23 protein-coding genes are annotated in these 23,702 nt (G+C 65.4%); 9 read left to right on the top strand and 14 right to left on the bottom strand.

Features of this window, described 5'->3' with window-relative positions:
* Positions 1-278 precede the first annotated feature (278 nt).
* Positions 279-401 (top strand): hypothetical protein, encoded by a 123-nt coding sequence (locus ACW2Q0_RS18275; protein WP_457191639.1) that lies wholly within the window; start codon positions 279-281, stop codon positions 399-401.
* 229 nt (positions 402-630) lie between these two features.
* On the opposite strand, the gene ACW2Q0_RS18270 is transcribed toward ACW2Q0_RS18275, so the two are convergent.
* The gene (locus tag ACW2Q0_RS18270; RefSeq protein WP_457191637.1) at positions 631-828 is read right to left on the bottom strand and encodes an IPT/TIG domain-containing protein; all 198 of its coding nucleotides are present in this window, start codon (positions 826-828) and stop codon (positions 631-633) included.
* Between the two features lie 1,249 nt (positions 829-2,077).
* Here ACW2Q0_RS18270 and ACW2Q0_RS18265 point away from each other — a divergent pair.
* Positions 2,078-3,079 (top strand): hypothetical protein, encoded by a 1,002-nt coding sequence (locus ACW2Q0_RS18265; RefSeq protein ID WP_457191635.1) that lies wholly within the window; start codon positions 2,078-2,080, stop codon positions 3,077-3,079.
* Positions 3,080-3,130: 51 nt separating this feature from the next.
* Here ACW2Q0_RS18265 and ACW2Q0_RS18260 read toward each other — a convergent pair whose 3' ends face one another.
* The 6 genes from ACW2Q0_RS18260 to ACW2Q0_RS18235 form a co-directional block, all read right to left on the bottom strand.
* Positions 3,131-4,180, bottom strand: a complete 1,050-nt coding sequence (locus ACW2Q0_RS18260; RefSeq protein ID WP_457191633.1) for an ABC transporter ATP-binding protein — start codon at positions 4,178-4,180, stop codon at positions 3,131-3,133.
* Positions 4,177-4,935, bottom strand: a complete 759-nt coding sequence (modB, locus tag ACW2Q0_RS18255) for a molybdate ABC transporter permease subunit (RefSeq protein WP_457191632.1) — start codon at positions 4,933-4,935, stop codon at positions 4,177-4,179. Before modB ends, ACW2Q0_RS18260 begins: the two co-directional genes overlap by 4 nt.
* A gap of 88 nt (positions 4,936-5,023) precedes the next feature.
* Positions 5,024-5,818 carry a molybdate ABC transporter substrate-binding protein gene (gene modA, locus ACW2Q0_RS18250; protein WP_457191630.1) on the bottom strand — a complete coding sequence of 265 codons (795 nt, stop codon included), beginning with the start codon at positions 5,816-5,818 and terminating at the stop codon, positions 5,024-5,026.
* On the bottom strand, positions 5,818-6,219 hold the full coding sequence (locus ACW2Q0_RS18245; RefSeq protein ID WP_457191628.1) for a TOBE domain-containing protein: 402 nt from the start codon (positions 6,217-6,219) through the stop codon (positions 5,818-5,820). The genes modA and ACW2Q0_RS18245 overlap by 1 nt, the downstream gene beginning before the upstream one ends.
* Positions 6,220-6,433: 214 nt before the next feature.
* Positions 6,434-6,634 carry a DUF6186 family protein gene (locus ACW2Q0_RS18240; protein ID WP_457191626.1) on the bottom strand — a complete coding sequence of 67 codons (201 nt, stop codon included), beginning with the start codon at positions 6,632-6,634 and terminating at the stop codon, positions 6,434-6,436.
* On the bottom strand, positions 6,631-7,044 hold the full coding sequence (locus tag ACW2Q0_RS18235) for a hypothetical protein (RefSeq protein ID WP_457191624.1): 414 nt from the start codon (positions 7,042-7,044) through the stop codon (positions 6,631-6,633). The genes ACW2Q0_RS18240 and ACW2Q0_RS18235 overlap by 4 nt, the downstream gene beginning before the upstream one ends.
* An 86-nt stretch (positions 7,045-7,130) precedes the next feature.
* Here ACW2Q0_RS18235 and ACW2Q0_RS18230 point away from each other — a divergent pair, with 86 nt between their 5' ends.
* The 6 genes from ACW2Q0_RS18230 to ACW2Q0_RS18205 all read left to right on the top strand — a co-directional run bounded on the left by ACW2Q0_RS18230 (position 7,131) and on the right by ACW2Q0_RS18205 (position 15,536).
* On the top strand, positions 7,131-7,997 hold the full coding sequence (locus ACW2Q0_RS18230; RefSeq protein WP_457191622.1) for an SAM-dependent methyltransferase: 867 nt from the start codon (positions 7,131-7,133) through the stop codon (positions 7,995-7,997).
* Positions 7,998-8,221: 224 nt separating this feature from the next.
* Positions 8,222-9,406 carry an Ig-like domain-containing protein gene (locus tag ACW2Q0_RS18225; RefSeq protein WP_457191620.1) on the top strand — a complete coding sequence of 395 codons (1,185 nt, stop codon included), beginning with the start codon at positions 8,222-8,224 and terminating at the stop codon, positions 9,404-9,406.
* Positions 9,407-9,590: 184 nt separating this feature from the next.
* Positions 9,591-11,429: an AMP-dependent synthetase/ligase gene (locus tag ACW2Q0_RS18220; protein ID WP_457191618.1), complete on the top strand. Its 1,839-nt coding sequence runs from the start codon at positions 9,591-9,593 to the stop codon at positions 11,427-11,429.
* Positions 11,430-11,641: 212 nt separating this feature from the next.
* Positions 11,642-13,780, top strand: coding sequence for an acyltransferase family protein (locus ACW2Q0_RS18215; RefSeq protein WP_457191831.1), 2,139 nt, complete (start codon positions 11,642-11,644; stop codon positions 13,778-13,780).
* Positions 13,781-13,953: 173 nt separating this feature from the next.
* Entirely contained in the window at positions 13,954-14,127 is a 174-nt protein-coding gene (locus tag ACW2Q0_RS18210) for a hypothetical protein (protein WP_457191616.1), read from the top strand.
* 293 nt (positions 14,128-14,420) lie between these two features.
* A complete protein-coding gene (locus ACW2Q0_RS18205) occupies positions 14,421-15,536 on the top strand; it encodes an enolase C-terminal domain-like protein (RefSeq protein ID WP_457191614.1) in 1,116 nt (371 codons plus the stop codon).
* A 110-nt stretch (positions 15,537-15,646) separates the two neighbouring features.
* On the opposite strand, the gene ACW2Q0_RS18200 is transcribed toward ACW2Q0_RS18205, so the two are convergent.
* Both ACW2Q0_RS18200 and ACW2Q0_RS18195 read right to left on the bottom strand, forming a co-directional pair.
* The gene (locus ACW2Q0_RS18200; RefSeq protein WP_457191611.1) at positions 15,647-15,856 is read right to left on the bottom strand and encodes a CDGSH iron-sulfur domain-containing protein; all 210 of its coding nucleotides are present in this window, start codon (positions 15,854-15,856) and stop codon (positions 15,647-15,649) included.
* A complete protein-coding gene (locus tag ACW2Q0_RS18195) occupies positions 15,834-16,487 on the bottom strand; it encodes a HemK2/MTQ2 family protein methyltransferase (protein WP_457191829.1) in 654 nt (217 codons plus the stop codon). Before ACW2Q0_RS18195 ends, ACW2Q0_RS18200 begins: the two co-directional genes overlap by 23 nt.
* Positions 16,488-17,109: 622 nt before the next feature.
* Between ACW2Q0_RS18195 and ACW2Q0_RS18190 the strand changes: the two genes are divergently transcribed.
* Positions 17,110-18,399: a diguanylate cyclase domain-containing protein gene (locus ACW2Q0_RS18190; RefSeq protein WP_457191609.1), complete on the top strand. Its 1,290-nt coding sequence runs from the start codon at positions 17,110-17,112 to the stop codon at positions 18,397-18,399.
* A gap of 56 nt (positions 18,400-18,455) precedes the next feature.
* Here the strand turns inward: ACW2Q0_RS18190 and ACW2Q0_RS18185 are convergent, their stop codons facing one another.
* From ACW2Q0_RS18185 to ACW2Q0_RS18165, 5 genes are all read right to left on the bottom strand, one after another.
* Complete coding sequence (locus ACW2Q0_RS18185; RefSeq protein ID WP_457191607.1) at positions 18,456-18,947, bottom strand: STAS domain-containing protein; 492 nt, start codon at positions 18,945-18,947, stop codon at positions 18,456-18,458.
* Positions 18,948-19,295: 348 nt separating this feature from the next.
* Complete coding sequence (locus ACW2Q0_RS18180) at positions 19,296-20,093, bottom strand: murein transglycosylase (RefSeq protein ID WP_457191605.1); 798 nt, start codon at positions 20,091-20,093, stop codon at positions 19,296-19,298.
* 49 nt (positions 20,094-20,142) lie between these two features.
* Positions 20,143-21,375 (bottom strand): hypothetical protein, encoded by a 1,233-nt coding sequence (locus tag ACW2Q0_RS18175; protein WP_457191603.1) that lies wholly within the window; start codon positions 21,373-21,375, stop codon positions 20,143-20,145.
* A gap of 46 nt (positions 21,376-21,421) precedes the next feature.
* Complete coding sequence (locus ACW2Q0_RS18170; protein ID WP_457191601.1) at positions 21,422-22,402, bottom strand: hypothetical protein; 981 nt, start codon at positions 22,400-22,402, stop codon at positions 21,422-21,424.
* The gene (locus ACW2Q0_RS18165; protein WP_457191599.1) at positions 22,399-23,688 is read right to left on the bottom strand and encodes an MFS transporter; all 1,290 of its coding nucleotides are present in this window, start codon (positions 23,686-23,688) and stop codon (positions 22,399-22,401) included. Before ACW2Q0_RS18165 ends, ACW2Q0_RS18170 begins: the two co-directional genes overlap by 4 nt.
* Between the last annotated feature and the right edge of the window lie 14 nt (positions 23,689-23,702).

Raw genomic sequence — 23,702 nt, 5'->3', positions numbered from 1 at the left:
GCTTCGGACATTGTCCTTTCCCTCCAAACGAAACGATGCTCAGACGTCCACGCTCCGGAACTACATGTAGGGACCTTCCACGCCTGCGATATGTGGAACCGTTGCACCCGCACCCGTCTAATTCTACTAGATACAGGCTTTTTATGTCTCGCGCTCGACCCGAGTGTCGAAGCCCTCAACAATTTCGCAGCCTCCGTTTTGTAGCAGTATCCGCAACCGATGTTCACCTGCCGGGGTTCCTCGGCGCGCGGCGGCGTGCGGCAGTGGAGCACCGTTGCGTGCCGTCGCTGCCGTTCAATCCGGGCTCCGGTGTCCGCCTTCCGCGCCACGACCTGGCCGAGATCGATATGTTCGACAACGACAAATGCGAACTGTTCGAGCATCTGCTGCTCGAACGGTGACGAACACAAGCAGAATTCGGGTTCGCGTCCGTAGCGTGGCTCAGTGAAGTCGACTCGCTTCGGCACACCTGCGCCCCAACGCGGCATCCGCACCGAACCTCGCACCCCGCAACGCCATCCATGATGGCGGGCCGCCGTTCGATCGCGACGCGGCTGGGCCGCCGGCGGGGGCGACCGCCGTGATCTGTGTCGGTGAATCCAGCGTGAAAGTCATTGTGGTAGTGCCGAATCACACTGCAGTCGGGCCGGTGAACCCCGTACCGGTGATCGTGACGCTGGTTCCCCCTGTCGTGGGTCCCGAGGTTGGGGACAGGTAGGTACGATGCTTGCCTCCTTGGTGCTGTGTAGCTCCTCTGGTGCACCCGGGCGGTTGTCCGAGTTGCTCTGGCGGCCCGCAACTTCCACTAGCGTCCCTGAAATACGCCACCGTCCGGCCGCACGGGTTCGTTTTCCTCCGTTATCGGAATCCCGCCGCTTGTGGAAGATCTGGAGACTCCCGGTCGGTCGGGCACCCCCTTACCAACCCTCGTCGATCGCCGTGATCACGCGCACCATCGCAGCCGTTGGATATAACGCCGAAAACCTGCGCCGCAACGGGTTTCGTCACCTGGTTGCGAGTCTGCGGTCCTGTGCCGCAGCTGTGCGCCCGATGCCGTCGCCTGACGCGATCGTGCCGCCGCGCCGCGCTGCCTGGCCTTGTCCGGGTGCAGCTTCGCGGTTTGCCGCGGTGTGGCCCGTGCCGCGACCGCACCGCCGGGATAGACCGAACTATCGGGTCGCAGCGAGCTGGGCAGTCAGACTTGATCGACTGGTCGCGGGTGGCGATCAGTGCGGCCACGGTGCGAACCCATTAGGGCGGGACCCCCTCTGTCCATGGGAATTTCGGCAGCGAGCACTAACGACGGTGCGGCAGCACAACCGACTCTGACACACCGGAAGTGAATGACATCGACGGGAGGCAAGGTCTAAGTATGAAAACGGACGAAAACGGATCCGAGATGCATTGCTCTGCAACAGAGTAGGGGGCTTACTGGAAGCAATCACCCGTGCAGTCGAGGAATCACGATCGCGGCAAAGGAGGCAGCGTATGCCTACCATCACCTCCCGCTCTCCGACCTCGTGGCCCGCATCGGGAGACGCGAACGTTCTGTGGTGAATACCGGCTTCGCCGGTCCTTTGATCGTGCGATTCGGTACTGCCGCAACTGCCTTCACCATCGACTCGGATACGCAGGTCACCGTGATCGCGCCTGCGGGTGCGGTGCAGGTCACCGCCACCCCTCGGAGGGACCCAGCAATAGGGTCTGTTACGTTGCGATACCTGCCTTGAACAGCACCAGTCCCCGTCCAAGGGGCTGCCGCAGGCGGCGCTACGGCCCAACCTCACCGGGACCGGCCTGTCGACCGTCACTGCGATCGCTTTCGTCGGCAGCATTGCGGTTACCTCGCTGACCATCGACCCGGATATGCAGCTTTACGCTCGCCCCGGCCGGGAGGGGAAGGTACAGCTCACCGCGGCCGCGGTGGGTGGGATCGGTAACAGAGTCTCCTACAGCTATGTCCGAGCGGTACTGCGTCCGGGGTGGTCACCGGACAGCGTTGCTGGCCCGTGCGAGCTGCGGTTGTAAATCGAGTCGCCGCCACCAGGGCGGTGGTTTCAGGGGTAAGGGGGTTTCATTGGCTACCGTTCTGAAGATGCTGCTGGCGGAGCAGCATCTCAAGAGCCATTCGGATTTCCTGGCCGCGTACGATAGGTGCGCCGCGCAACTCGATCCTCCCATCCCACCTGGTTACGGGCCAGCGAAGACACAGTTCTACCAGTGGCTTTCGGGCAGGATGGTCGGGCTTCCGCGCAACTACCATTGCCGGGTGCTGGTCAGGATGTTCCCTGGCTGGACGATCGAAAGATTGTTTCAGATGGCAGATGCCGCACCAGTCGCCGCTCGCGCGCACGAGTTGGATCCTCCCGGAACGGACATCGAGCTCGAGGCATTTCTCGGGGCTGAGATGGTCACCAGCGGGATTACACTCGTGTACCCGACCTTCGAGCTACCATTGCGGCCTGCGCAAGCACTCGGTGTGGCCGAGGCCCCCTATCCGTGCCCAATGGGCAAAGTCCGCGCAGTTGCGGCTGATCATCGCTCGGATGTGCTGGCTGCCTTACCGGAGAAGGAAGTTCGCGGACTGCTGTACGTGTTTTCCGCGCTGCGGCGACACACTGGCCTTTTGACCGATATCAGGAGCGACCGGGACGTCGTTGCGCACAGCGACCGCCCCTATATCAGTTTTGGACTGACTTGCAACGACTGCACACGTCTGTACCTTGAAAGCGTCGATCGTCCGCTTTTCACTCTCGATGGCGATGGTGCTGAAGGCGGTTCCCGTTTAGAGCAGTTGGAGTTGACGGACGGTAGCAGGTACGGCTCGAGCGGAGATCACAGTGTCGGCGTCATCGCGCGGGTGCGACCGAGCCCGGATCTGCACCCCGACCGATACCGGATATTCTGCGCGGGCTTAGGCCCGCGTGGCACCACCGGGGCAAGCTGGTATCTCGCCAACTCCTGGAGTCTCTTGCAGCGACGTGCCGGTGATCGCGAGTTCGTCGCGGTAATCGGTGTCGATGAGGACTCCGACGACACGGCCCGCTTGGAGCATCTGCTGATCGAATCGGCATCATGACACGGTGATGTCGGGACCGGCCTGCTGATTCCGTGCGCGGTGGGCGCGGTTTCAGGCGGGGTAGACGTGAATCTCGGTGGCTTTGACCGCGGCCCACAGTTGCATGCCGGATTGTAGTCGGAGATCGGCGACGGCGGCCGGGGTGATATCGGCGAGCACGGGTGGGCTGCCGTGGAGTCGGACACGGGTGACGTTGGCGTGTTGTTCCAGCCCGGTGAGGGTGACCGGCCAAGTGTTGCGCGCGCTTCCGGTCGGCTGTTCGAGATGCACACTCACCGCGGTGGGCGGGAAGGCGAGGAATACCGGTCCTGTTATCGGGTCGATGATGGTCAGCTGGCCACCGGTGTCGATGTCGACAGTGGTTGCGGTGGCGGTACCGCGAAACAGGTTGAGCCCGACGAGGTTTGCTACGTAGTCCGAGCGTGGTCGGCGGGCGATGTCGGCGGGTGGGCCTTGCTGAACGACGGTACCGTTTTCGAGGATGACGAGCCGGTCGGCCAGTACCATGGCGTCGAGCGGGTCGTGGGTGACCAGGACGGTGTGTCCGGTGTAGTCGTGCAGGTGGTGGGCCAGGTCGGCACGGACCTGTAGGCGGGTGCTCGCGTCGAGAGCGGCGAGGGGTTCGTCGAGCAGCAACAGTTGCGGGTCGGTGGCCAGGGCTCGGGCGAGGGCAACACGTTGTGCCTGACCGCCGGACAGTTCACGTGGTGTGGCATGGGTGTGATCTTGCAGGCCGACACGGTCGAGCCATTCCGCGGCGCGTGTTCTGGCTCGAGCACGGCGCATACCGCGGGCACGCAATCCGAAGGCGATGTTCTCGAGCGCCGAGAGGTGTTGGAACAGAAGGTAATCCTGGAATACCACACCGACTCGACGGTGCTCGGCCGGGACGAAGACCGCGGGCGGGTCATCCCAGATCTGGTCGGCGACGGCGATGCGTCCGCCGGTGAGTGGAGTGAGCCCGGCCAGCGCGCGCAACGCGGTGGTCTTGCCCGCGCCGTTAGGGCCCAGCAGCGCCACGACCTCGCCGCGTTCGGCGGTGACGGCGATATCGAGGCGGAAGCGTTCCCGTTCGACTCGCAGGTCGGCACGCAGTGTCATACCGCTCCTCGAATCCAGCGTTCCCGCAGGGTGACCAGGACAGTGACCGAGACCGCGAGCAGGACCAGACTGAGCACGATCGCGGCGTCGGGATCGGTTTCGAGCGCGAGATAGACCGCCAATGGCATGGTTGTCGTTTTCCCGGGAAAGTTGCCCGCGAAGGTGATCGTCGCACCGAACTCGCCCAGGGCCCGGGCCCAGCACAAGACGCCACCGGCGATCACACCCGGCAGCACCGAGGGCAAGGTGACGCGGCGGAAGATGTACCAGGGTGTGGCGCCGAGCGTGGCCGCGGCTTCCTCGTAGCGGGTATCCGCGGCCCGTAGCGCGCCTTCAACCGAAATCACCAGGAACGGCATGGCCACGAACGCCTCCGCGACCACGACCCCGGGCGTGGTGAACGGCAGTGACACTGCGAACCAGTCATAGAGATACTGTCCGACCAGCCCCCGGCGGCCGAAGACCAGCAGCAGCGCGACACCACCAACGACCGGCGGCAGTACCAGTGGCACCGTCACCAATGCGCGGACCAACCCCCGCGCCGGTACCTCTGCCCGAGCCAGCAGCCACGCCAGTGGAATCCCCAGCAGCAGGCAGATCGCGGTCGCCAATGACGCACAGATCAGCGAAAGGCGTAGTGCCGCACCGACTTCGGAACTGAACAGGCGGTCGGCGAGTGTCGGCCATGGCGTACGAACCAGCAGACCGAGCAGCGGAACGACCAGGAAGGCCAACGCGCACACGGCGGGCAGCATCAAGACGATCGGTCGTCGTCGACGTGCAGCCCGCCGCCGTGCCGACGTTCCGATCACCGGCGGCATTCGGCCTGAATCGCGAGGATGATCACGGGGTGTCGAACCCCGCCGCAGCGAAGACCTGCTTCGACTTGTCGGACTTGATGAAGTCGACGAACGCCGTGGCGGCCGCGGCGTTCGGGGCCTTGGCCAGCGCGGCGATCGGATAGGTGTTGACCGCCTTGGTCGACTCCGGGAAGTCGATACCCTCCACCTTGTCACCCGCGGCCTGCACATCGGTGCGATACACGAGCGCGCCGTCGACCTCACCCAGGGTCACCTTGGTGAGTACGGCCTTCACGTCCTGTTCGCGGGTATCGGGCTGCGGGGTGATCCCGGCGACCTCGAAAGCTTTCTTGGCGGCGGCACCGCAAGGCACCTGTTCCGCGCACAGCGCGAGCTTGGGCTCGGTCTTGCCGAAGTCGGCCAGCCCGGTGATGTGCCCGGGATTGCCCTTGGGCACCGCGATCTCCAGTCGGTTGCTGACGAAGGTGGAAGGCTGGCCGGTGACATCACCGGCATCGACGACCTGCTGCATATTGGCCGGTGCCGCGGAGGCGAAGACATCGGCGGGTGCGCCCTGTTTGATCTGTTCGGCCAGTGCCGAGCTCGCCCCGAAGTTGTACACCACCTTCATACCGGGATGGGCGGCTTCGAAGTCCTTGCCCAGCTTGGTGAACGTCTCGGTCAGCGATGCCGCCGCGAACACCGTCACCGTGCCGGTGATCTGATCCGATCCGGCCGGAGTGCTCACTTTGTCATCGGAGCCGCATCCGGCCAGGCCGGCCGTGACGGCGAATGCGGCTACCACCGCGCCGAGGGTGCGGAATTTCTTCATCCTCATCAACTTTCTGGTATTTCGACCACTACATGGGTCGATTTGACCGAGGCGACAGCGATGCTGCCGACCTCGAGACCGAGTTCGTCGACCGACTCCCGGCTGATCAGGGACACCAGCCGGAACGGTCCGGCCTGCATCTCCACCTGCGCCATGACCGTGTCCTTGACGATGCGGGTGACGATGCCGCGCATCCGGTTGCGCGCTGACGCCGCGACAGTGGCGCCCGGCTCAGGGGATTCGGCATAGGTGCTGCGCAGCACCTCGGCGAGGTCCTGACCGCGCACGCCTTTGCGACCGTTGTCCAGTCGGACCTCGGTAAGCCGTCCCAAGTCGATCCAGCGGCGCACGGTGTCATCGCTGACGCCCAACAGGGCGGCCGCTTCACTGATCCGCAAGTTCGTCACGATAGGCAGCATATTGCCGTGTGTGCGGCTTGCAAATCCGGATCATCGTGGAAGTTGCCCCTGCATCGTCAGCGGTAACGTCGATACCGCATCGACGATCTGGAACAACGTCGTCGCCGGCGCACTCGCCCTCCTAGACGGCCTGGGTTCGATGTCGCTCGAGATGAGCCGGATCGACGGCCTGCCCACCGTAATTCGGCGGGCCGGTCGGGCGCTACCGTGCGAGAAAGTGCCAGCCGAGCCATGCCCACACGAGTACAGCGGCGATTCTCGCCGCCCGAGTACGGATGAGGTACGCGATCGTCTCCCCCACGGGTGCGACCAGGTCTCGGCGGAAATGCGTGAATGCAACCGTGCCGAGCGTGGCCGCGAGCAGCAGCACGAACCCGGCGATGACGATCTCCCGATCGCTCATCTCCACACCAGCCAGCAGCCGATACCCAGCCACACCAGCCACCCGGCGAACCGCAGCGGCCACTGCTCCAGTGCGGGATCGAGTAGCGTCGACAAGGTCGGGTGCGAGTAGCTCGGCTGGGTCCAATCCGGTTGCCGCACAAATGCATTCACTTCCCACGCCAACACCGTGACCAGCAGCGTCGTCCAGACCGCCACGCCGCGCCGCAGGCGGACGGTGTGTGGTGTTCGCGCGGGCCTCGCGCGGCAGGCCAGCAGGAAAACTACGACCACCGGAACCACCACCAGCGCAGTTGCCGACCAGCTGAACGGCCGGGTGGCTGCCCCGCCTGCCGCCAGCACGGCAGCGACGGCCAGTAGTGGCACACGCCGCCGGACTGGTGGTTCCCAGCGCGCCGGTTCCCTTGTCACATTCGCAGGATAGGGCCCTGGGTGACACGCTGCGCGCGACCTGCGACCTGCGACAGCGATTCTTTCGGCCGGGTACGTTGGCGAGTATGCGCACCGAGGGAGATTCCTGGGACATCAATACCAGTGTGGGATCTACGGCGTTGTTCGTCGCGGCGGCTCGCGCGCTGGGCGGCCGCGCGGCCGATGCGCCGGCGAAGGACCCGGTGGCCGAGCTCTTCGTGCGGGCCGCGGGCGCGGAGTGGGCCGACTTGCTCGACGGTCGAGTGCCCGACCATCCGTTGCTGACCCCGGAATTCGGCATCCAGTTCCAGCAGCATCAGGTTGCCCGCACGCGGTACTTCGACGATTACCTCCACGCGGCCGCGTCCGCCGGCCTCCGACAGGTGGTTATCCTCGCCGCGGGTCTGGACGCCCGCGCGTACCGGCTATCGTGGCCCGAGGGCACCGTCGTCTACGAGCTGGACCGGCCGCAGGTACTGGAGTTCAAGCGCAAAACTCTCCTACAGGCAGGGCTGCAGCCGATCGCCGAGCGTCATGAGGTGCCGGCGGACCTGCGTGAGGACTGGCCGAAAGCGTTGCGTGACAGCGGCTTCGATCCCGCCCTGCCAGCCGCTTGGCTGGTTGAGGGCTTGCTGATCTATCTGTCGCCGGCCGCGCAGGACCAGCTGTTCGACGCCATAGTCGCGCTCAGCGTGCCCGGCAGCCGGGTCGCGATCGAGCAGATGGATCCCATGCCCGCGCAGGCCGTCGCCGCGATGGCCGAGCAGGACGACGCGGGCTCGGACTGGGTACGGTTGATCTACAACGAACCCCACAGTGAGGCCGCCGAGTGGTTCAGCAACCGCGGTTGGACCGGCGAGCGCGTCTATCTCAACGACTACATCCACGACCTCGGCCACACTCCGGCCGCCGAGCAATCATTGATCAGCCTGGTCACCGTCATGCGGCCCTGAGCCAGCTTTCAGCTGGCGGTTCGCGGCCACGGAGCGTGGACCATCGTGGTCTTGCAGACCTCCCGTGACCGTCTCGCCCGAGCACCCCGATCGATCGCGGAACGGTGTCGGTTGTGCGGCGGATCGGTGGAGATTCCGCTCATTGCCGTCTCAGCAAGCCCGTAGCTACCACATGCTGGCGGACAGAGGTCGGCCCTGCTGCACCCAGCGAAGGGAGATACGTGGTGGCATTGGGACGTCGTCGGCTACTGATCGGCTTCGCCAGTGTGGGTGGCCTCGCCCTGGCCGGATGTGGGCGGGAACCCGCGCCCCCCAAACCCGCCACACTCCGATTCGATCCTCCACCCGGCACCCACGATGTCGATGCTCGCAGCCCCGGCACGGTCACGGTCACCGACGGGACGCTGCGGTCGGTCGAATGGATCGACGAAACCGGCAGATCGCTGCCCGGCGGACAGGCACCCGATCATCGAACCTGGACCAGTGCCGAACCACTCGGCTACGGACACACCTACACAGCAAAAGCCGTGGCACAAGGTGAAGCCGGCGACCTCACCGCGACGGCGACCTACACAACGGTGCGACCGCGACAACTCGTCGACGTCTCCCTGCGCTCCGCCAATCTCGTCGAGCTGGCCGAAAACGACACCTACGGAGTGGGTTTCGTGCTGGTCGCCCATTTCGACGCACCCGTCGACCGGGCGGTGGCGCAAAGCCGCCTCAAGGTCACCACCCAGCCCGAAGTCACCGGCGCCTGGTATTGGCTCGACGATCAGAACGCACATTGGCGGCCGGAGCATTACCACGCGCCTGGCACCAGGATCACGATCGAGGCCGAACTCTTCGGACTCGCGCTCGGCGAGGGCCGCTATGGCCTGCGCGACCAACGCGTGTCGGTGATCATCGGTCCCGCGCACGTTGCGATCGCCGACGACGACACCAAACAGATCGAGGTCTTCGACAACGGGAACCTGGTGCGCACCATGCCGACATCGATGGGCAAGGGCGGCACCGCGGTCGTCGGCGGCAGATATCTGTCGTTCTGGACCCGCCCCGGCATCTATACGGTCCTGGACCGAAACGACCCGGTGATCATGGACTCCGCCAGCTATGGCCTGCCGACCAACTCCGGCGGCTACCGCACGAGCATCAACCACGCGGTCCGCATCAGCCACGACGGAATCTTCGTGCACGAGCTGGCCGCAACCATGTGGGCCCAAGGCAACACCAACGTCTCACACGGCTGCCTGAACATTTCCCCCAACGATGCCGCGTGGTTCTACGACTTCGTCATCCCCGGCGACGTTGTCGAGGTCCGCAACACCGGCGGCGACCCTCTCGACATCTGGCAGAACGGCGATTGGAGCGTCCCCTGGTCCGACTGGCTTCGCGGCGGCACCCACACGTGACACGGAAAGGCGGGTCACAGTCGGGCGCTCCGAGGCGAGGGAGCCGCCGCGCACTTCGATATCCAACTCGACGTCCACAGCCCCTGCCGGTCCGCAGCGGTTACCGTAATCACGCCGGTCTCTCCTCGGACACATCATCTCGTCGGAGCGCCTCATCGACCGGCCGAGACCGTAGAATAAGGGGATGACGTTCCTCCGGAAATCCGAGGAACTTCCCGATCTCAGCAAGATCGAGCAGCGGGCATCCTCGGTCGCCCGAATGCTGGTCGATCGGATCGCCGCGACTCCCGGCGCGGAGGCGTTCCGATTCCGTGACGGCGAGGGCTGGACCAGCGTGTCCTGGAAGCAGTTCGGTGACCGCGTCGACATTCTCGCCGCCGGGCTGATCGCGCTGGGAATCCAGGCCGAGGACCGGATCGCGCTGGTGTCGGCCACGCGCTACGAATGGGTGCTCGCCGATTTCGCCGTGATGTGTGCTGGTGCGGCAACCACCACCGTGTATCCCACGACCAACGCTGCCGGCGTCGCGTTCATCATCGCCAACTCGGGCAGCCGTATCGTGATTGCCGAGAATCAGGACCAGGTCGATAAGCTGATCGAGCATCGCGCCGAGCTGCCCGAGGTGCAACAGGTGGTGATCTTCGACGGCGCGGGCGACGGGAAGTGGGTGATCACTCTCGACGACCTCGAAGAGCGCGGATGCGGACTGCTCGCCGAATCCCCCGACGCGATCGCCGAACGCGTCCGCGGCATCCGGCCCGCGCACCTGGGCAGCATCATGTACACCTCCGGGACGACCGGCACCCCGAAGGGGGTTCGGCTGCCGCATTCCGCATGGACGTATAGCGCCGCAGCGATCGACGCCCTGAACGTTCTGAGCCCTGACGACCTCAACTTTCTGTGGCTGCCGCTGTCGCACGCGTTCGGCAAGGTGATGTTGGCGCTGTCGCCGCTGATCGGCTTCCCCACAGCGATCGACGGCCGCGCGGACAAGATCGTGGACAACCTCACGGTGCTGCATCCCACCATCGTGGCGGCCGCCCCACGCATCTTCGAAAAGGCGCATGCCCGTATCGAGGGCATGGTGGCCGAAGAAGGCGGGATCAAGAAGCAGCTCTTCGACTGGGCGGTCGGGGTCGGCCTGCAGGTTTCGCGTGCCAGGCAGGCCGGCAAGGACCCGTCGTTGCTGGTGTCCTTGCAGCACGAAATCGCGGACAGGCTGGTGCTTTCCAAAGTCCGTGAACGCTTCGGTGGTCGGCTGCGGTACTTCGTTTCGGCATCGGCTCCACTGGACCGCGATGTCGCGCAGTGGTTCGATGCGATCGGCATCATTGTGCTCGAAGGTTACGGCCTGACCGAGACCGCCGCCGCCTCGTTCATCAACCGCCCCGATGCATACCGGTTCGGAACCGTAGGCAAGCCCTTCCCCGGCACGGAGGTCGAGATTGCCGAGGACGGCGAGATCCTGCTCAGAAGTCCCGGTGTGATGAGTGGCTATCATAACCGCCCCGAGGCCACCGCTGAGGCTCTGGACGCGCAGGGCTGGTTCCGCACCGGCGACATCGGCGAGATCGACGCGGACGGATTCCTGCATATCACCGACCGCAAGAAGGACTTGTTCAAGACCTCACAGGGCAAGTACGTCGCCCCCTCCGCGATTGCCGCCACGTTCAAGGGAATCTGTCCGTACGCGGCGGAATTCATCGTCTACGGAGAGACACGCCCCTATTGCGTCGCATTGGTCGGCCTCGACACCCAGAGCATCACCGAATGGGCTGGCAAGCACGGTCTGGCAGACAAACCGCTCGCCGAAATCGCGCGGGACGAGAAGACCCATGGCGTGATCGCCGACTACGTCGACCACCTGAACACCCAACTCAATCGCTGGGAACAGATCAAGAATTTCGACATCATCGATCACGAACTGTCCATCGAGGCCGGTGATCTCACCCCGAGCATGAAACTGCGCCGCAAGATAGTCGTCGAGAATCTCGCCGACAGCATCGACGCCCTCTATCACTGAAGTCGATCGCTGACTTTCGCTTCTCATATGCGCGGTCGGTGTTCGGCGCTGTGCGCAGCTCCGACGCCTGGTGCATACCGATCTCGAACTCAATCTGCCTGTGGTGCCGAAAGATCGAGGTCAAGCAACCTTATAGGCGGTGAGTTGCCGTGACTTAACCGGGGAGATCGACAACAATGCCGCCCATGACGGTGGCGGCGAGCGGCGGATTGATGGATCGGCGGGCTGATCACGCGCCCAAGGCAACGCCACGCAGGAGATTTCGGCCCGACATCGAGGGGCTACGAGCAGTGGCCGTACTGGCCGTTGTGCTCTTTCACGCGAACACGCCCGGGGTCGCGGGCGGATTCGTTGGTGTCGATGTCTTTTTCGTCATTTCTGGCTTCCTCGTTACCGGAATCCTCTGGCGCGAAACTGCTGTCGCCGGCAGTGTCGGACTGGTCCGGTTCTACGGAGCCAGGGCCCGCCGCCTGCTGCCCGCGGCGGGTGTCGTGGCGGTTGCCACCGCGATCGGCGCGGCGATACTGTTGCCGCCGCTGCAGGCTCGCCAAGTCCTCGGCGACGCGATCGCCTGCGCTTTGTATGCCGGGAATTATCGACTCGCGTTGCGCGGCACGGACTATCTTGCCGGCGACACCCTTCCGTCCCCGTTTCAGCACTTCTGGTCGCTCGGCGTGGAGGAGCAGTTCTATCTGTTGTGGCCCGCACTGATCGCCGCCACGTACTGGTTCGCGCGGCGGCGCCGCATCGGATCGGCCGCCGTGTTCCCGTACATGATCGTTCTTGCGGTTGTCGCCGCGCTCTCCTTCACGATCTCGCTGATCTGGACCCGCACGCTGCCACCGTGGGCATTCTTCTCGCTGCCCACACGGGCCTGGGAGCTGGGTGCCGGCGGCTTGATCGCGTTGTCGGCCACTGTGTGGTCCCGGTTGCCGAAATCGGTCGCCGCTCCTGCGGGATGGACCGGACTGGCCCTGATCGTCGTGGCGTGTACCCAGCTGAACGGGCAGACGCCGTATCCGGGTACCGCGGCCCTGCTGCCCGCTGTCGGTACCGCCCTGGTGATCATATCGGGTTGTGTGGAAACACGATTCGGGGTTGGTCGCGGACTGGCACTGCCTGTTATGCGCGCGATCGGACGCATGTCGTACTCCTGGTATCTGTGGCACTGGCCGGTACTACTGCTGGCACCGCACGTGCTCGGTCACCAGCTCGGACCGGGTGGCTCGCTGGGCGCGGTCATGATGGCAGGCGGACTCGCCATGCTCACGTTATGGCTGGTCGAGAATCCGGTCCGCTTCGCCGCTCCGTTGCGAGGGTCGGCCGCACGTAGCCTCGCCTGCGGCGGTGCGATCACCGCGGTCGCCGGTGGTGTGGCATTGATGCTGCTGGTGCTCATTCCCGTGCCGGTCGGCCGTGGCGCGGCGGCCGCGGCTCTCACGCTCGCCACGCCGGCCGCATCGGCCGCTCCCGGCGCCGACGCACGCGACGCGGCGGTCCGGCAGCTGACTGCGCAGACGCAGGCCGCAGTCGCCGACTCGGCCGAAATCCGAGCTGTTCCTTCGAATCTCACCCCCTCGCTGGCCGACGCGCCCGGCGACAAGGCAGCCGTGTTCGTCGACGGCTGTGTGCGATCGTGGCGTGAAGTGGGGCAGGCGGAGTGCGCCTCCGGCGATCCGGACTCGGCCACGACAGTGGCATTGGTCGGCGATTCACACGCCGCGATGTGGCAGCCCGCGTTCGAGCCGATCGCCGCCGAGCGGCACTGGCGGCTGGAAACCATGGCCAAGGTCACCTGCCCGTTGCTCGGCTTACCCATCACGAGCCCGTATCTGGGCCGGGAGTACACCGAATGCGAGCAGTGGCGCGGCCAGATCCTGACCCGGTTGCGGGCCGAACGCCCCCGGCTGATAGTCGTGACCATGTCCCGGCGCTATGGCGCCGACTTCGGCTTCGTCTCTTACGACCAGGCCTGGGTCGACAGCCTGAACCAGCTGGTCGGCCAACTGCGAGCAACCGGAGCGGCGGTCCTCGTTCTCGGTTCGATCCCCGATCCGCACACCACCGTGCCGGTGTGTTTGTCCCAACATATCGACAACGCCGCGGCGTGCACGCCGGCGCGGCCGGTCGCGGTCAACGACGCGGGTATCGCGGCCGAGCAGGCGGCGGCCACTGCAGGCGGCGGCCAGTATGCCGATCCGACCCCGCTGTTCTGCACCGCGGCCCGCTGTCCCCTGATCATCGGTGACAACCTGGTGTACCGCGACGACAATCACCTCACCGTCAGTTACGCCAGAGCCCTCGGACCGGTCATCGCCGCACTCGCCGACCGTGCGCTCGCCAACAGCTGAGCCGGCCACGCAGGTCCCAACTCGATTCAGGGCGTTGCCACGATCCGCGAGTGCAGCCGCGCGGCCGCTGGGCCTTGCGGCACCTGCCAAGCTGCGCAGAGCCGGTCGAACTGGGCCCGCAGGAGCTCCGAAATCGGTCCGTGCGGTGTCTGCCTGATCAGCATGGTGGCCAGGTGGACCAGTTCGCGTTCCAGCGGGGTCGGGAGCGCGCCGAGCAGGTCACGATCGCGCTGTGCGGTGGCCAGTACAGCTTCGGCATCGACGACAGCACCTCGACGCCTGAGCGCATGAGCAAGGTGACGAATAGGATGTTCAGCCCATGGGTAAAGACCACGAACAATGGATAGTGCGGAACCTGTCCCGTACACCCTCCTTCGAGCCGGTCTCCTCCGCCCGGAACTACCCCGTCACCTGTCGATCAAGCCTGGTCAGGATGAGAATCCTTGATCGGATATGCGCAGGCGTGAGCCGCGGATCCGGGCAAAGGGCTGCGGGCACGGGAGGCCGGTTGATCGGCTGTGCCGGTCATCGGGATCACTCAATGGCGGAGGCGCTTTCGAGGCGGCTACGGACGTGTAGGAGCACGTGCCCCGGGTATCCGCGCCGCAAGGACACGGCCGGGTGAGGCTAAGGAGTGGTGGTGGGTACGAACAGGGTCGCCGATGTCACCGTCGAACGGATCGATGCCTGCGCCTACACGATTCCCACGGATGCACCGGAGGCCGACGGAACGTTGAGCTGGGATTCGACCACGATGGTCGTAGTGCGCGCGCAAGGCGGCGGACGAACCGGACTGGGCTGGACCTACGGTCCGGCGGTGTGCGCCCGGTTCATCAACGACCAACTCGCCAGGATCGTGCGTGGTGCCGACGCGATGAACGTGGCCGGTGTGTTCGATCGCATGGTGACCCAGACCCGCAACTTCGGCCGGCCGGGTGTGGTCGACTACGCCGTCTCCGCAGTGGATGTGGCGCTGTGGGATCTGAAGGCGCGGCTGCTCGATCTCGCGCTGCACCGGCTGCTCGGCGCGGTACGCGTGGAGGTACCCGTCTACGGCAGCGGCGGTTTCACCACCTACGACGCCGACCGGTTGCGTGAGCAGCTGACCGGATGGGTCGATCGGCAACAGATCCCCCGTGTCAAGATCAAGATCGGTGAATCATGGGGTGGCGACGTCGAGCGGGACCTGGCCCGGATGCGCCAAGCCCGCGAGATCATCGGCGGCGCCGAACTTTTCGTCGACGCCAATGGTGCCTACGGCCGCAAACAGGCGATTCGCGTGCTGCGCCGCGCCGCCGATCTGGACGTGCGGTGGTTCGAGGAGCCGGTGTCCTCCGACGACCTCGACGGGCTGCGCGAGGTCCGTGACTCGGTGACCGCCGATGTCGCGGCGGGCGAATACGGTAGTGATCTCACCTATTTCCGGTGCATGTGTCAGGCGGGCGCGGTGGATTGCCTGCAGGCCGATGTGTCGCGCTGTGGCGGCATCAGCGAGTGGTCGCGAGTCGCGGCGGTGGCCGCTGCCCACAACCTGCCGTTGTCGGGGCATTGCGCGCCGCATCTGCACGCGCACGTGGCCGCGGCGATCCCGAATCTTCGTCATCTGGAGTGGTTTCACGACCACGTCCGCATCGAATCGATGGCTTTCGACGGGACGCTCGATCCCCACGGGGGTGTGATACGCCCCGATCCGGCCGCGCCCGGTCATGGTCTGACCCTGCGTGAGTCGCAGATCGAACGTTTTCGAGTGCAGTAGTTCCCCTCGGAGTCCATCGCCACCACCACGCGCACGCATTTTTCGATGTGCCGATCGCCCTGCCATCGGTAACGGCGGGCTCGGGGTGCGAGTGCTACCGGATCGGCCGCCTACTTGGCGGTGTGGCGACGTTTGCGGTGGCTGGTGTCGCACAGCGGGTAGATCGCGGAACGGCGGCACAGACACAGCGCCACCACGCATCGGTCGCAGTGGATGATTCGCCCGTCGTCGGTGACGAGTTCTACCGGCCCTTCGATGAGAGCCGGACCTTCGGCGGTGTATGTGATGGTCCGCCGGTCAGTGTCGGGGTCGGTCGGCACGGATGACCACCAGTTCCTCGTGCTGTTGTCCGGCGTGGATGAGGTGGCGGGCGGCGAGCCAGTCGGCGCGACGGCGCAGCACCGGCCCGAACGGGATGCTCGCTCTGGCGACTACCGCGGATTTGAGTCCACCCTGGCGTAGCCGGGTCAGTGTGGTGTCGGTGCCGCACAGTGCGGAATGCACCATGAGCAACATTCCCGTGCCCGAAAGCAGTTCCGGAGCGAGCCGACACAGAGCATCGATCGCCGAGCGGCCGTCGTGTCCGGCATCCCAGCATCGCGCGATACCCCGTGGCGGCGCCTCGACGGGGGTGGGAACATAGGGCGGATTGGTGACAACCACATCGAAATGCCTGCCGCGCAGTACATTTCGGAAGTCACCCAGGATCAGCTCGATATCGAGCCCGCGTAACCGGCTGTTGAGCCACGCCGCGGCCAGCGCGGAGCGCGAGATATCCACGGCGGTGACCGACGCGGCCCGGGCGCGGGCGGACTGGATGGCCACCACTCCGGTACCGGTGCACACATCCAGCACCCGACTGTGCCGCGGCACCCCGGCCTGGTGCAGCGCGTGCACCAGCAGCCGGGTATCGGCCTGTGGCCGGTACACACCGGGCGGGCAGATCAACATCACGCAGGCGGGATAGCCACGAAATCGCTGCTCAATCCGCGCCCTCCCCCGACTGCACCTACTGGAACCAAGCCGTGATCAGTACCCAACTATCGCGGTGGACGCGACGCCTGAAGGTGTCAACGAATTCCGGTTGCTGTTCTCGCCGCTGCTGCCCGAACACTGGCTATCGCCAACGGCAGCGGTTTGTCGAAAACGCGATACCGTTTTGTGACCGGAAGGCTACTGGTCGCTGGGTGTAGACGACGGTGTGGCTGTGCGGTTGCTGAACACCCCCCCGGGTAGACCCTGGCCGGCGCCGTTGAGCAGGCCGGGCGGATCGTGCCCGGTGCACCCGCTTGCTAAGAGTGGAGGTAGATCACCGACGCGCGAGACTGACCGATCGCGCACTGGCGTCCCATGTCGAGGATTTGCTGGGCTGTGTGCAGGTGACCTGGGTGAGGCAGAACGCGACGCGACGGTACGAGGGCGCATAGATCTTCACCGAAAATCTGGACTACCACAATTCCGACAACTGGAATGATTCCGCGCGGTAGGTTCGATACGTTCCGTGATCGAGTGAAATTGCGGCCGCGTCCGGAGAGGGGTAGTCCGTGCGGCGCAACACGTCAAAGGGTTGCTGGTGGACGACATCGAGCGTGCGGCGTTGACTCGCACATGGTGGGACGCGCTGACTACCACCGGTGCCGCGCCGACCTCCCCTACTCGGGCACAACAGCTGCTGCACGGTCTGATCGTCGATCTGCTCGCGGGACTGCATACCGACCCCTTCGATGTCATGTTGGGTGCGCAGGTCGGTCGAGCACTGGTCGCGGCGGAATGGACCGATCCGCGGGTACCGGCGTTGTCGGCGCTGACACTGCACCAACTGGCCCAGCATTGCCACCGATCCGATGCCCAGGCTCGGCTCGCCGCACTACTCACCGCCCTCGGGCAAGGCCATGAAGCCAGTCTGCGCGACCTTCGCGACCTCGATCTCGACCGGCGACCGGGCACAACCTCACCGGACCGCGATGACTTCGACTCACGGTCCCGGATCGTGTTCGACAACATCGCAGCAGCGGTCGCGATCGGCGATACCGAAGGCAGACTGCTGGAAGCCAACAAAGCCTTGGCGGAGATGGTCGGTGTGCCTGTCGAGGCACTACGCGGGATATCGGTGTACGACTTCACCCATCCCGACGACCGCGACCATATCCGCACACTGGTCTACGAGCAGTTGGTGCCCACCAGATCCGGCACGGTCAGGCTCGAACGACGGTTGATCCGTGCCGACGGCAGCGTCGCTTGGGTGTCGTTCGCCATCACCTTCGTCCCCGGATCCGACGGACAGCCCGACTACCTGCTCGCGCTCGGCGCGGATGTCACGGAACTGCACGAGCGGCACGAGGAACTACATCGCCAGGCCCGGCACGACCCGCTCACCGGCCTGCCCAACCGCCGGCTACTGCTGGAGAAGGTCGACGAACTGATCGCGAACGCCCGCCACGACGATCGAGCCGGATTCTGTTTCGCCGACCTGGACCATTTCAAAGCGATCAACGACCGCTACGGCCACAACATCGGCGACAAGGCCCTCGCCGCCGTCGCGGTCCGACTACTCGACAGCGTGTGCGAGCACGACTGCCTGATCGCCCGCATCGGCGGTGATGAATTCGTCGCTCTCATTCCGCCACCAGCCAGTACCGCCCGAGTGACCATCGTCGCGGACAGGTTGTTGTCGGCTCTGGCCGACCCCATCATCATCGACAGCCAAGCCCTGCCGATATCGGCCAGCATCGGCGCCATCGTGACTCCCGTCCTCGGCGCCAACGCCGAATCCATCCTCGCCGCCGCCGACACCAGCCTCTACTACGCCAAAACCAACGGCAAAGGGCACTGGGTCCTACACACCCTCGACGCACTCACCTGACCATCCACCCGGACGCCGTGCGGGAATCCGTCGACGACTGCGCGCGGATCGTGTACTCATCGTTGACCGTGCCGCTTCGCCACTTCACGCAGCGCGTCGTCGAGGTTGGCGAAGGTGTTGAAGCACGCGGACATACCGCTGGCCACGATCACACGGTCGACGCACTCGGTGCCGGTGACGAGGTACATCTCGTGGGTGTGCTGCGACCACGCCCGTGCGTCGTCGAGCACCTCCATGCCTGCCACACCGAGAAAACCGAGTTCGGATAGATCGATGACGATTGTCGGTGCAGCAGTGTGCAGCGTTGCGAGCAGTTGCCGCTCGAACTCCGCCGCGGTGCACAGGTCGACCTCACCGAGCACGCTGTACAACGTGACACCGAGACAAGGCCGCGTGCGGACGACACGGACGTGAGCAGACCGTGGTGGTCGGCCGAGGGCGGTCGGCGAAGATGTGGCACTGCGTGCGAATTGTGGAATCGAGGGTCCGAGGAAACCCGCATCCGTCGGGTTGCTTCTCGTCACCGGAGCCAGGTATTTGGAAGGCATAGCGTGAATCCCGCATTCTTCTCGCACCCGCGCGATAGATATGGGCCGAAGATTCCTGCCGTCCAGTTGTCGATGGCCGCACCTGGGGGTGTTTCCGAGGTCCCGGGCTGTGTACTCAACCCTTGATCGGATCCTCACCGTGATCGTACCGCGTCGGCGCTATGGGCGATCCAGTCGAACACCCTCTGGTAACGAAGGAGGGCGATGCCGGAGGTGACGATCCAGGCAATCCAACCGAGCCAGCCGAGGAGGCCGATGGGGCGGCCCTGTTGGCGCCGGTGGCATTGTAGGGATCGTGGAGGATGAGGTGAAAAGCAATCAGGCCCCGCCAAGCATCGGTACTTTTCGTCAGCTCCCGTAACCGATGGCGGCGTTGCGTACTTGGTTGACGTAGACAGTGGAGTGGTTATAGGCCAGGATGGCTTGCCGCCAGCCGTGGGCAGTGGCGAGGTCACGGCCGGACGCGCACAGGTAGCGGCCCGCCGCCAGCGCCGCATCGTCGATGTTATCGGGGCTGCCCGAAAGATCGCTGGTGGCCACAGGTTTGCCGGTTGCCAAGGTGTTGGCGACGATGTTGTAGTCGGTGTCGGCGCGCACACCCCAGCGTTTCCAGCTGTCAGGGATGAACTGAAACGGCCCCATTGCGCGGGCATACGTGATCTGCCCGGCTCGGGCTGTGGCGTTTTGATCGATGATCACGGCGTTACCGCCGGTACCGTTCAACGCGATGCCACGGATCGGTGGCCGTACCGTGCCGTTTGCCGCGATGGTGGCACCGCCGAATCGGGCGTGATCACTTTCCACACGGGCGATCCCAGCCAGGGTGACCCACCCGAGATGACACGTCGGCTGTGCCTTCGCCATGGCCACTGTCGCGTATCCGTAGGCCTGCAACGCACGCACCGGGATTCCGTACTTTTCGGCTCGCACTCGAGCCCAGTCGCGGAGTTGGTCGAGCGGGTGATCGACCGCGTCGAGCCGGATCGCCGGTATCGATTCGCCCGTACGGGGCGGCGGCGGATCCGGAGTCCGATCGGATGCGCCACCGCATCCCGCGAGGATTGCCGCTACCGCGACCACCAGCAGCGCCGGGTGCGCCGTCATCGCGCCCCGACCGCGCGGACCGGACGGAAAGGAATTCGTCATCGCGCCTCGAAATTCACTGTTGCAGTGGTCTTTCCACCCGGGTCGTCTGTTACTTGGCCTGCACCGGTGCAGTCGTGGGGATCACCTTTGCGGGCTTGGGCACGGTCGGCGTCGGTGAGTGATGCGCAGTCGTGGTCGGTGGATGCGCGATCGTTGGCTGGGACGGTGGCGATACCGGCTTACGCTCGGTCGCTTTGGTGATTGTGGTTGTCACCGGGGTGCGTCGGGCCGATGTGGTTGTCGTCTTGCCGGACGGTGTCGTTGGCCCGGCGCTCGTCGATGTCGTCGTCGCACCGATGGGCGTCGTGGTTGTCGGGACCGTCGATGTTGTCGTCGGGACGGTCGGTGTTGTCGTCGAGACGATGGTTGTTGCTGTCGTGCCGGTCGGCGTCGTTGTCGCGGTCGGCGCGGGGCTCGTCGAGATAGCGGCGGGGGTGCTGGAGGCGGCAACGATCACCGGATCGGTGGTTGTGATGATTGGATACTGGCTGGGGCTCACGCCGAGCTGTGCAGTCTGGCCCGCGTCCGATTGCGGGGCGGCCTGCACCGAGAAACTCGCGCTCGCACTCACACTGACAGACAGACTCGGCGCTATCGTCGAAGTCGGGGTATCGGTGGTCGTCGTGGCCGGATCGCTCGCGGTGGTGTCTGTCGTCTGGCCGGTGGTCGTGTCGGTCGCCGTATCCGCTCCGCTGCTGCCGAGGGTGTCCGCTGTGGCGTCATCGGGAACAGGCCCGTCATTCGGGGTCTCCGCGATGCTCGCGGCGTCGTCGATCGCACCGATCTGGGCGTTCGAATCCGCCGCGCTCGAAGTCTCGGAGACCTCCGAGGACGCCAAGACATTACCCGCCTTCTCGTTTCGCTTCGAATCCGCCGCTACCGCGGTCCCGATAACGAGTGCGATCAGCGCGGCGGCAGCAGCTGCATAAGGCAGGTGCTGGCGCACGTCGCGGGTCGCGAGACGCGGTAAGCGGTGGTGCAGGTTGAGAAACCCGGTGGACTGCCGCGATCGCGCCGAGTTCGATGATCCGGACCGGTCGTCGGATACCTTCTCGCCGAAATCATCGGCACCGATTTCACCGAATGGATCGCGCGGACCGGCGATGGCATTATCAGGTTTCCCGCTGAGCACCTGTGTGCTGTAATCAGCGGTCCCGCCGTCAGGGCTGGCCATAAATTCGGTCGCATCGAGGTCGGCGATATGAGCGTCAGGCGCGCCGATGGGTTCGGTCGCGCTGGAATTGCTCCGCTCCGGATCGTTGTTGTTATCCAATGATTGCATCAGGAATTTCTTCTTTCGAAAATGAGTCAGGATTTCCGCATTCCGGTCAGCCGAGTGCCGCCGGGGATTCGGCGTGCGGGATGAGCAACCGCGGACTGCCCGAGCCGTCCGCCGGGACCGCCCAGATGTCCGAGTCGTCGGTGCCGCGCGCAATGGCGTAACCGATGGTGTTCGCGTCCAGCCAGGCCGACTGGTCGTCCACGCTGCGGGTTTCGGCCAACAGGGTCCGCACGCCCGAGACCAGATCCAGGACGGACAGCCGCCAGCCCTTCGCGGGGTCGCCGTCGATCGCCGACTTGAAGGCAATACGCCTACCATCCGCCGACAGCGATGGACATTCCACGTTCTGCGCGATGGTGCGCAAGGTCTTCGCCGCGATATCCCCCTGGACGAGAAACCGGTGTCCGGCGGTGGACATCGTGGCGTAGAAGGTGTTGTCGTCGGCGGCGAATGTGACCCCCCAGAAGTTGAGGTCGGCCGCGGTGTAGGGATGGTCGTCGAGGGTCACCGAGAGGAATTCGAGCGAGTCGATCATGTCCTCGGTGCCGAGGTCGATCAGCCCTGCGCGGGTGGAGAACCGCCCGTTGTTATACGAGTCGCCCGCCACGAACACCGTCCAGGCCACCAACCGCCCGTCCCTGGATACCCGGGCGCGGTTCGGCACGCCGACCAGCGGAATCTGCTTCCGTACATTGAGATCGCTGTCGAAGATGGCGGCCTGGAAGGTGGACAGCAGGCCGTCCTGCCGTAGACAGATGCCGGTGCCGCCGGCCGCGTCGACCCGCAGGCAATCGAGCGCGGAGACCGAGCGCGGCGCGCCCGGATCTTCCGTGGCCACCATCGCCAAGTGGCCCTTGCTGTCCGGTGCCGTGCTGCGGAACAGGATCCTTGGCCCGGAGGCGAGACTCAGCGCGCTATATGCGGACGCCGAGGGTTGCGCGCGCGTCCCCCTGAACACGCCGTAGCCGACCGCGACTGCCGTCAGCAGCACCGCACCGAGCAGTGCGAACAACACCCGCCGAGTCACGCCTGCTCCCCGGTGATCTCGGCGTGGTCGCCGGTGTCCGTGGCCTGGACGCCACGCAGCAGCAAGCCCAGCACGAGCACGGCCACGGCGACCAGAACCGCGGCGATCCGGCTCGCGTTCGCCGGTCCCCACACCGTCCAGGCCAGCCCGAAAAGCACCGAGGACACCAGGTAGGACAGCGCCTGTCCGGTCTGGATCAGGGCTATTCCGGTGGTACGCAGGGATTCGGGCAGGACCGGTCCGGCCAGCGCCATGAGCACGCCGTCGGTGGCCGCGTAGAACAGGCCGTAGAGGGCGAGCACCACCAGCAGCAGCGCAGTACCGCCGAACGGGCCGAACAGCAGCAGATACACCAGCACCAGCGCGGTATAGCCGCCGAGCACCACCTTCAGCCTGCCGATCTTGTCGGCCAGCAGGCCCAGCGGCGTGGCCAGCACCAAATAGGACAGGTTCGTACCGACAGCCAGCAACGGGAACGAGCTGACGCCGAGGTGTTGCCGCTGTTGCAACAGGAGGTAGACGAAGCCGTCGCCGATGGTCACCATCCCGGCCAGGCACGCGGCCAGCACCAACCGCCGCACCGGCACCATCCGGATCAGCCCGACCAACGCCGAGGGTGCGACCCTGCCCTTCGGTGGCTGCTCGTCGCGGTGATCCCGCACGAACAGCACCAGGACCAGCACGCCGAACGCGGCGACACAGAAGCTGGCCACGAAAACGGCGTCATAGGCTTGCGCGGTAGCGGAAAGGATGCCGAGCGCGACCAGCGGCCCCGCGAACGCGCCGATGGTGTCCATCGTCCGGTGGACACCGAACGCGCGACCGTACAGCTGCGGCGGGGTGGACAGGGTGATCAAAGCGTCACGTGGCGCTGTGCGCAGACCCTTTCCGGTGCGGTCGATCGCGATAACCGCGCCGATCGCGCCGACGGCGTTGCCCACGGCCAGCATTCCGAGTTTCGCCACCGCCGACAACCCGTAGCCCAGCCCGGCGATGAACTTGCGGCGACGGGTCGAGTCGGCGATAAAGCCGCCGACCAGCCGCAGCAGCGCTGTCGCCCCGGTGTATGTGCCGTCGACGACGCCGTAGACTGCGGGGCTCAGGTGCAGCCCGATGACCAGGTACACCGGTAGTACCGCGGTCATCATTTCCGAAGAGATGTCGGTGACCAGGCTGACCGCGCCGAGCGCGAAAACATTGCCGCTCAGCAGGAAAAACATCTTCCTGCGAGACGGTTTCGCGCCATCGTCCTCGGCGTGCGGACGGTCGATCGTAGACAGGTACATGGGTGTGCCACCTC

This window comes from Nocardia citri, from assembly GCF_054065835.1.
Note: the sequence above shows the minus strand (reverse complement) of the source record. Positions and strands in the feature narration are given on the sequence as shown.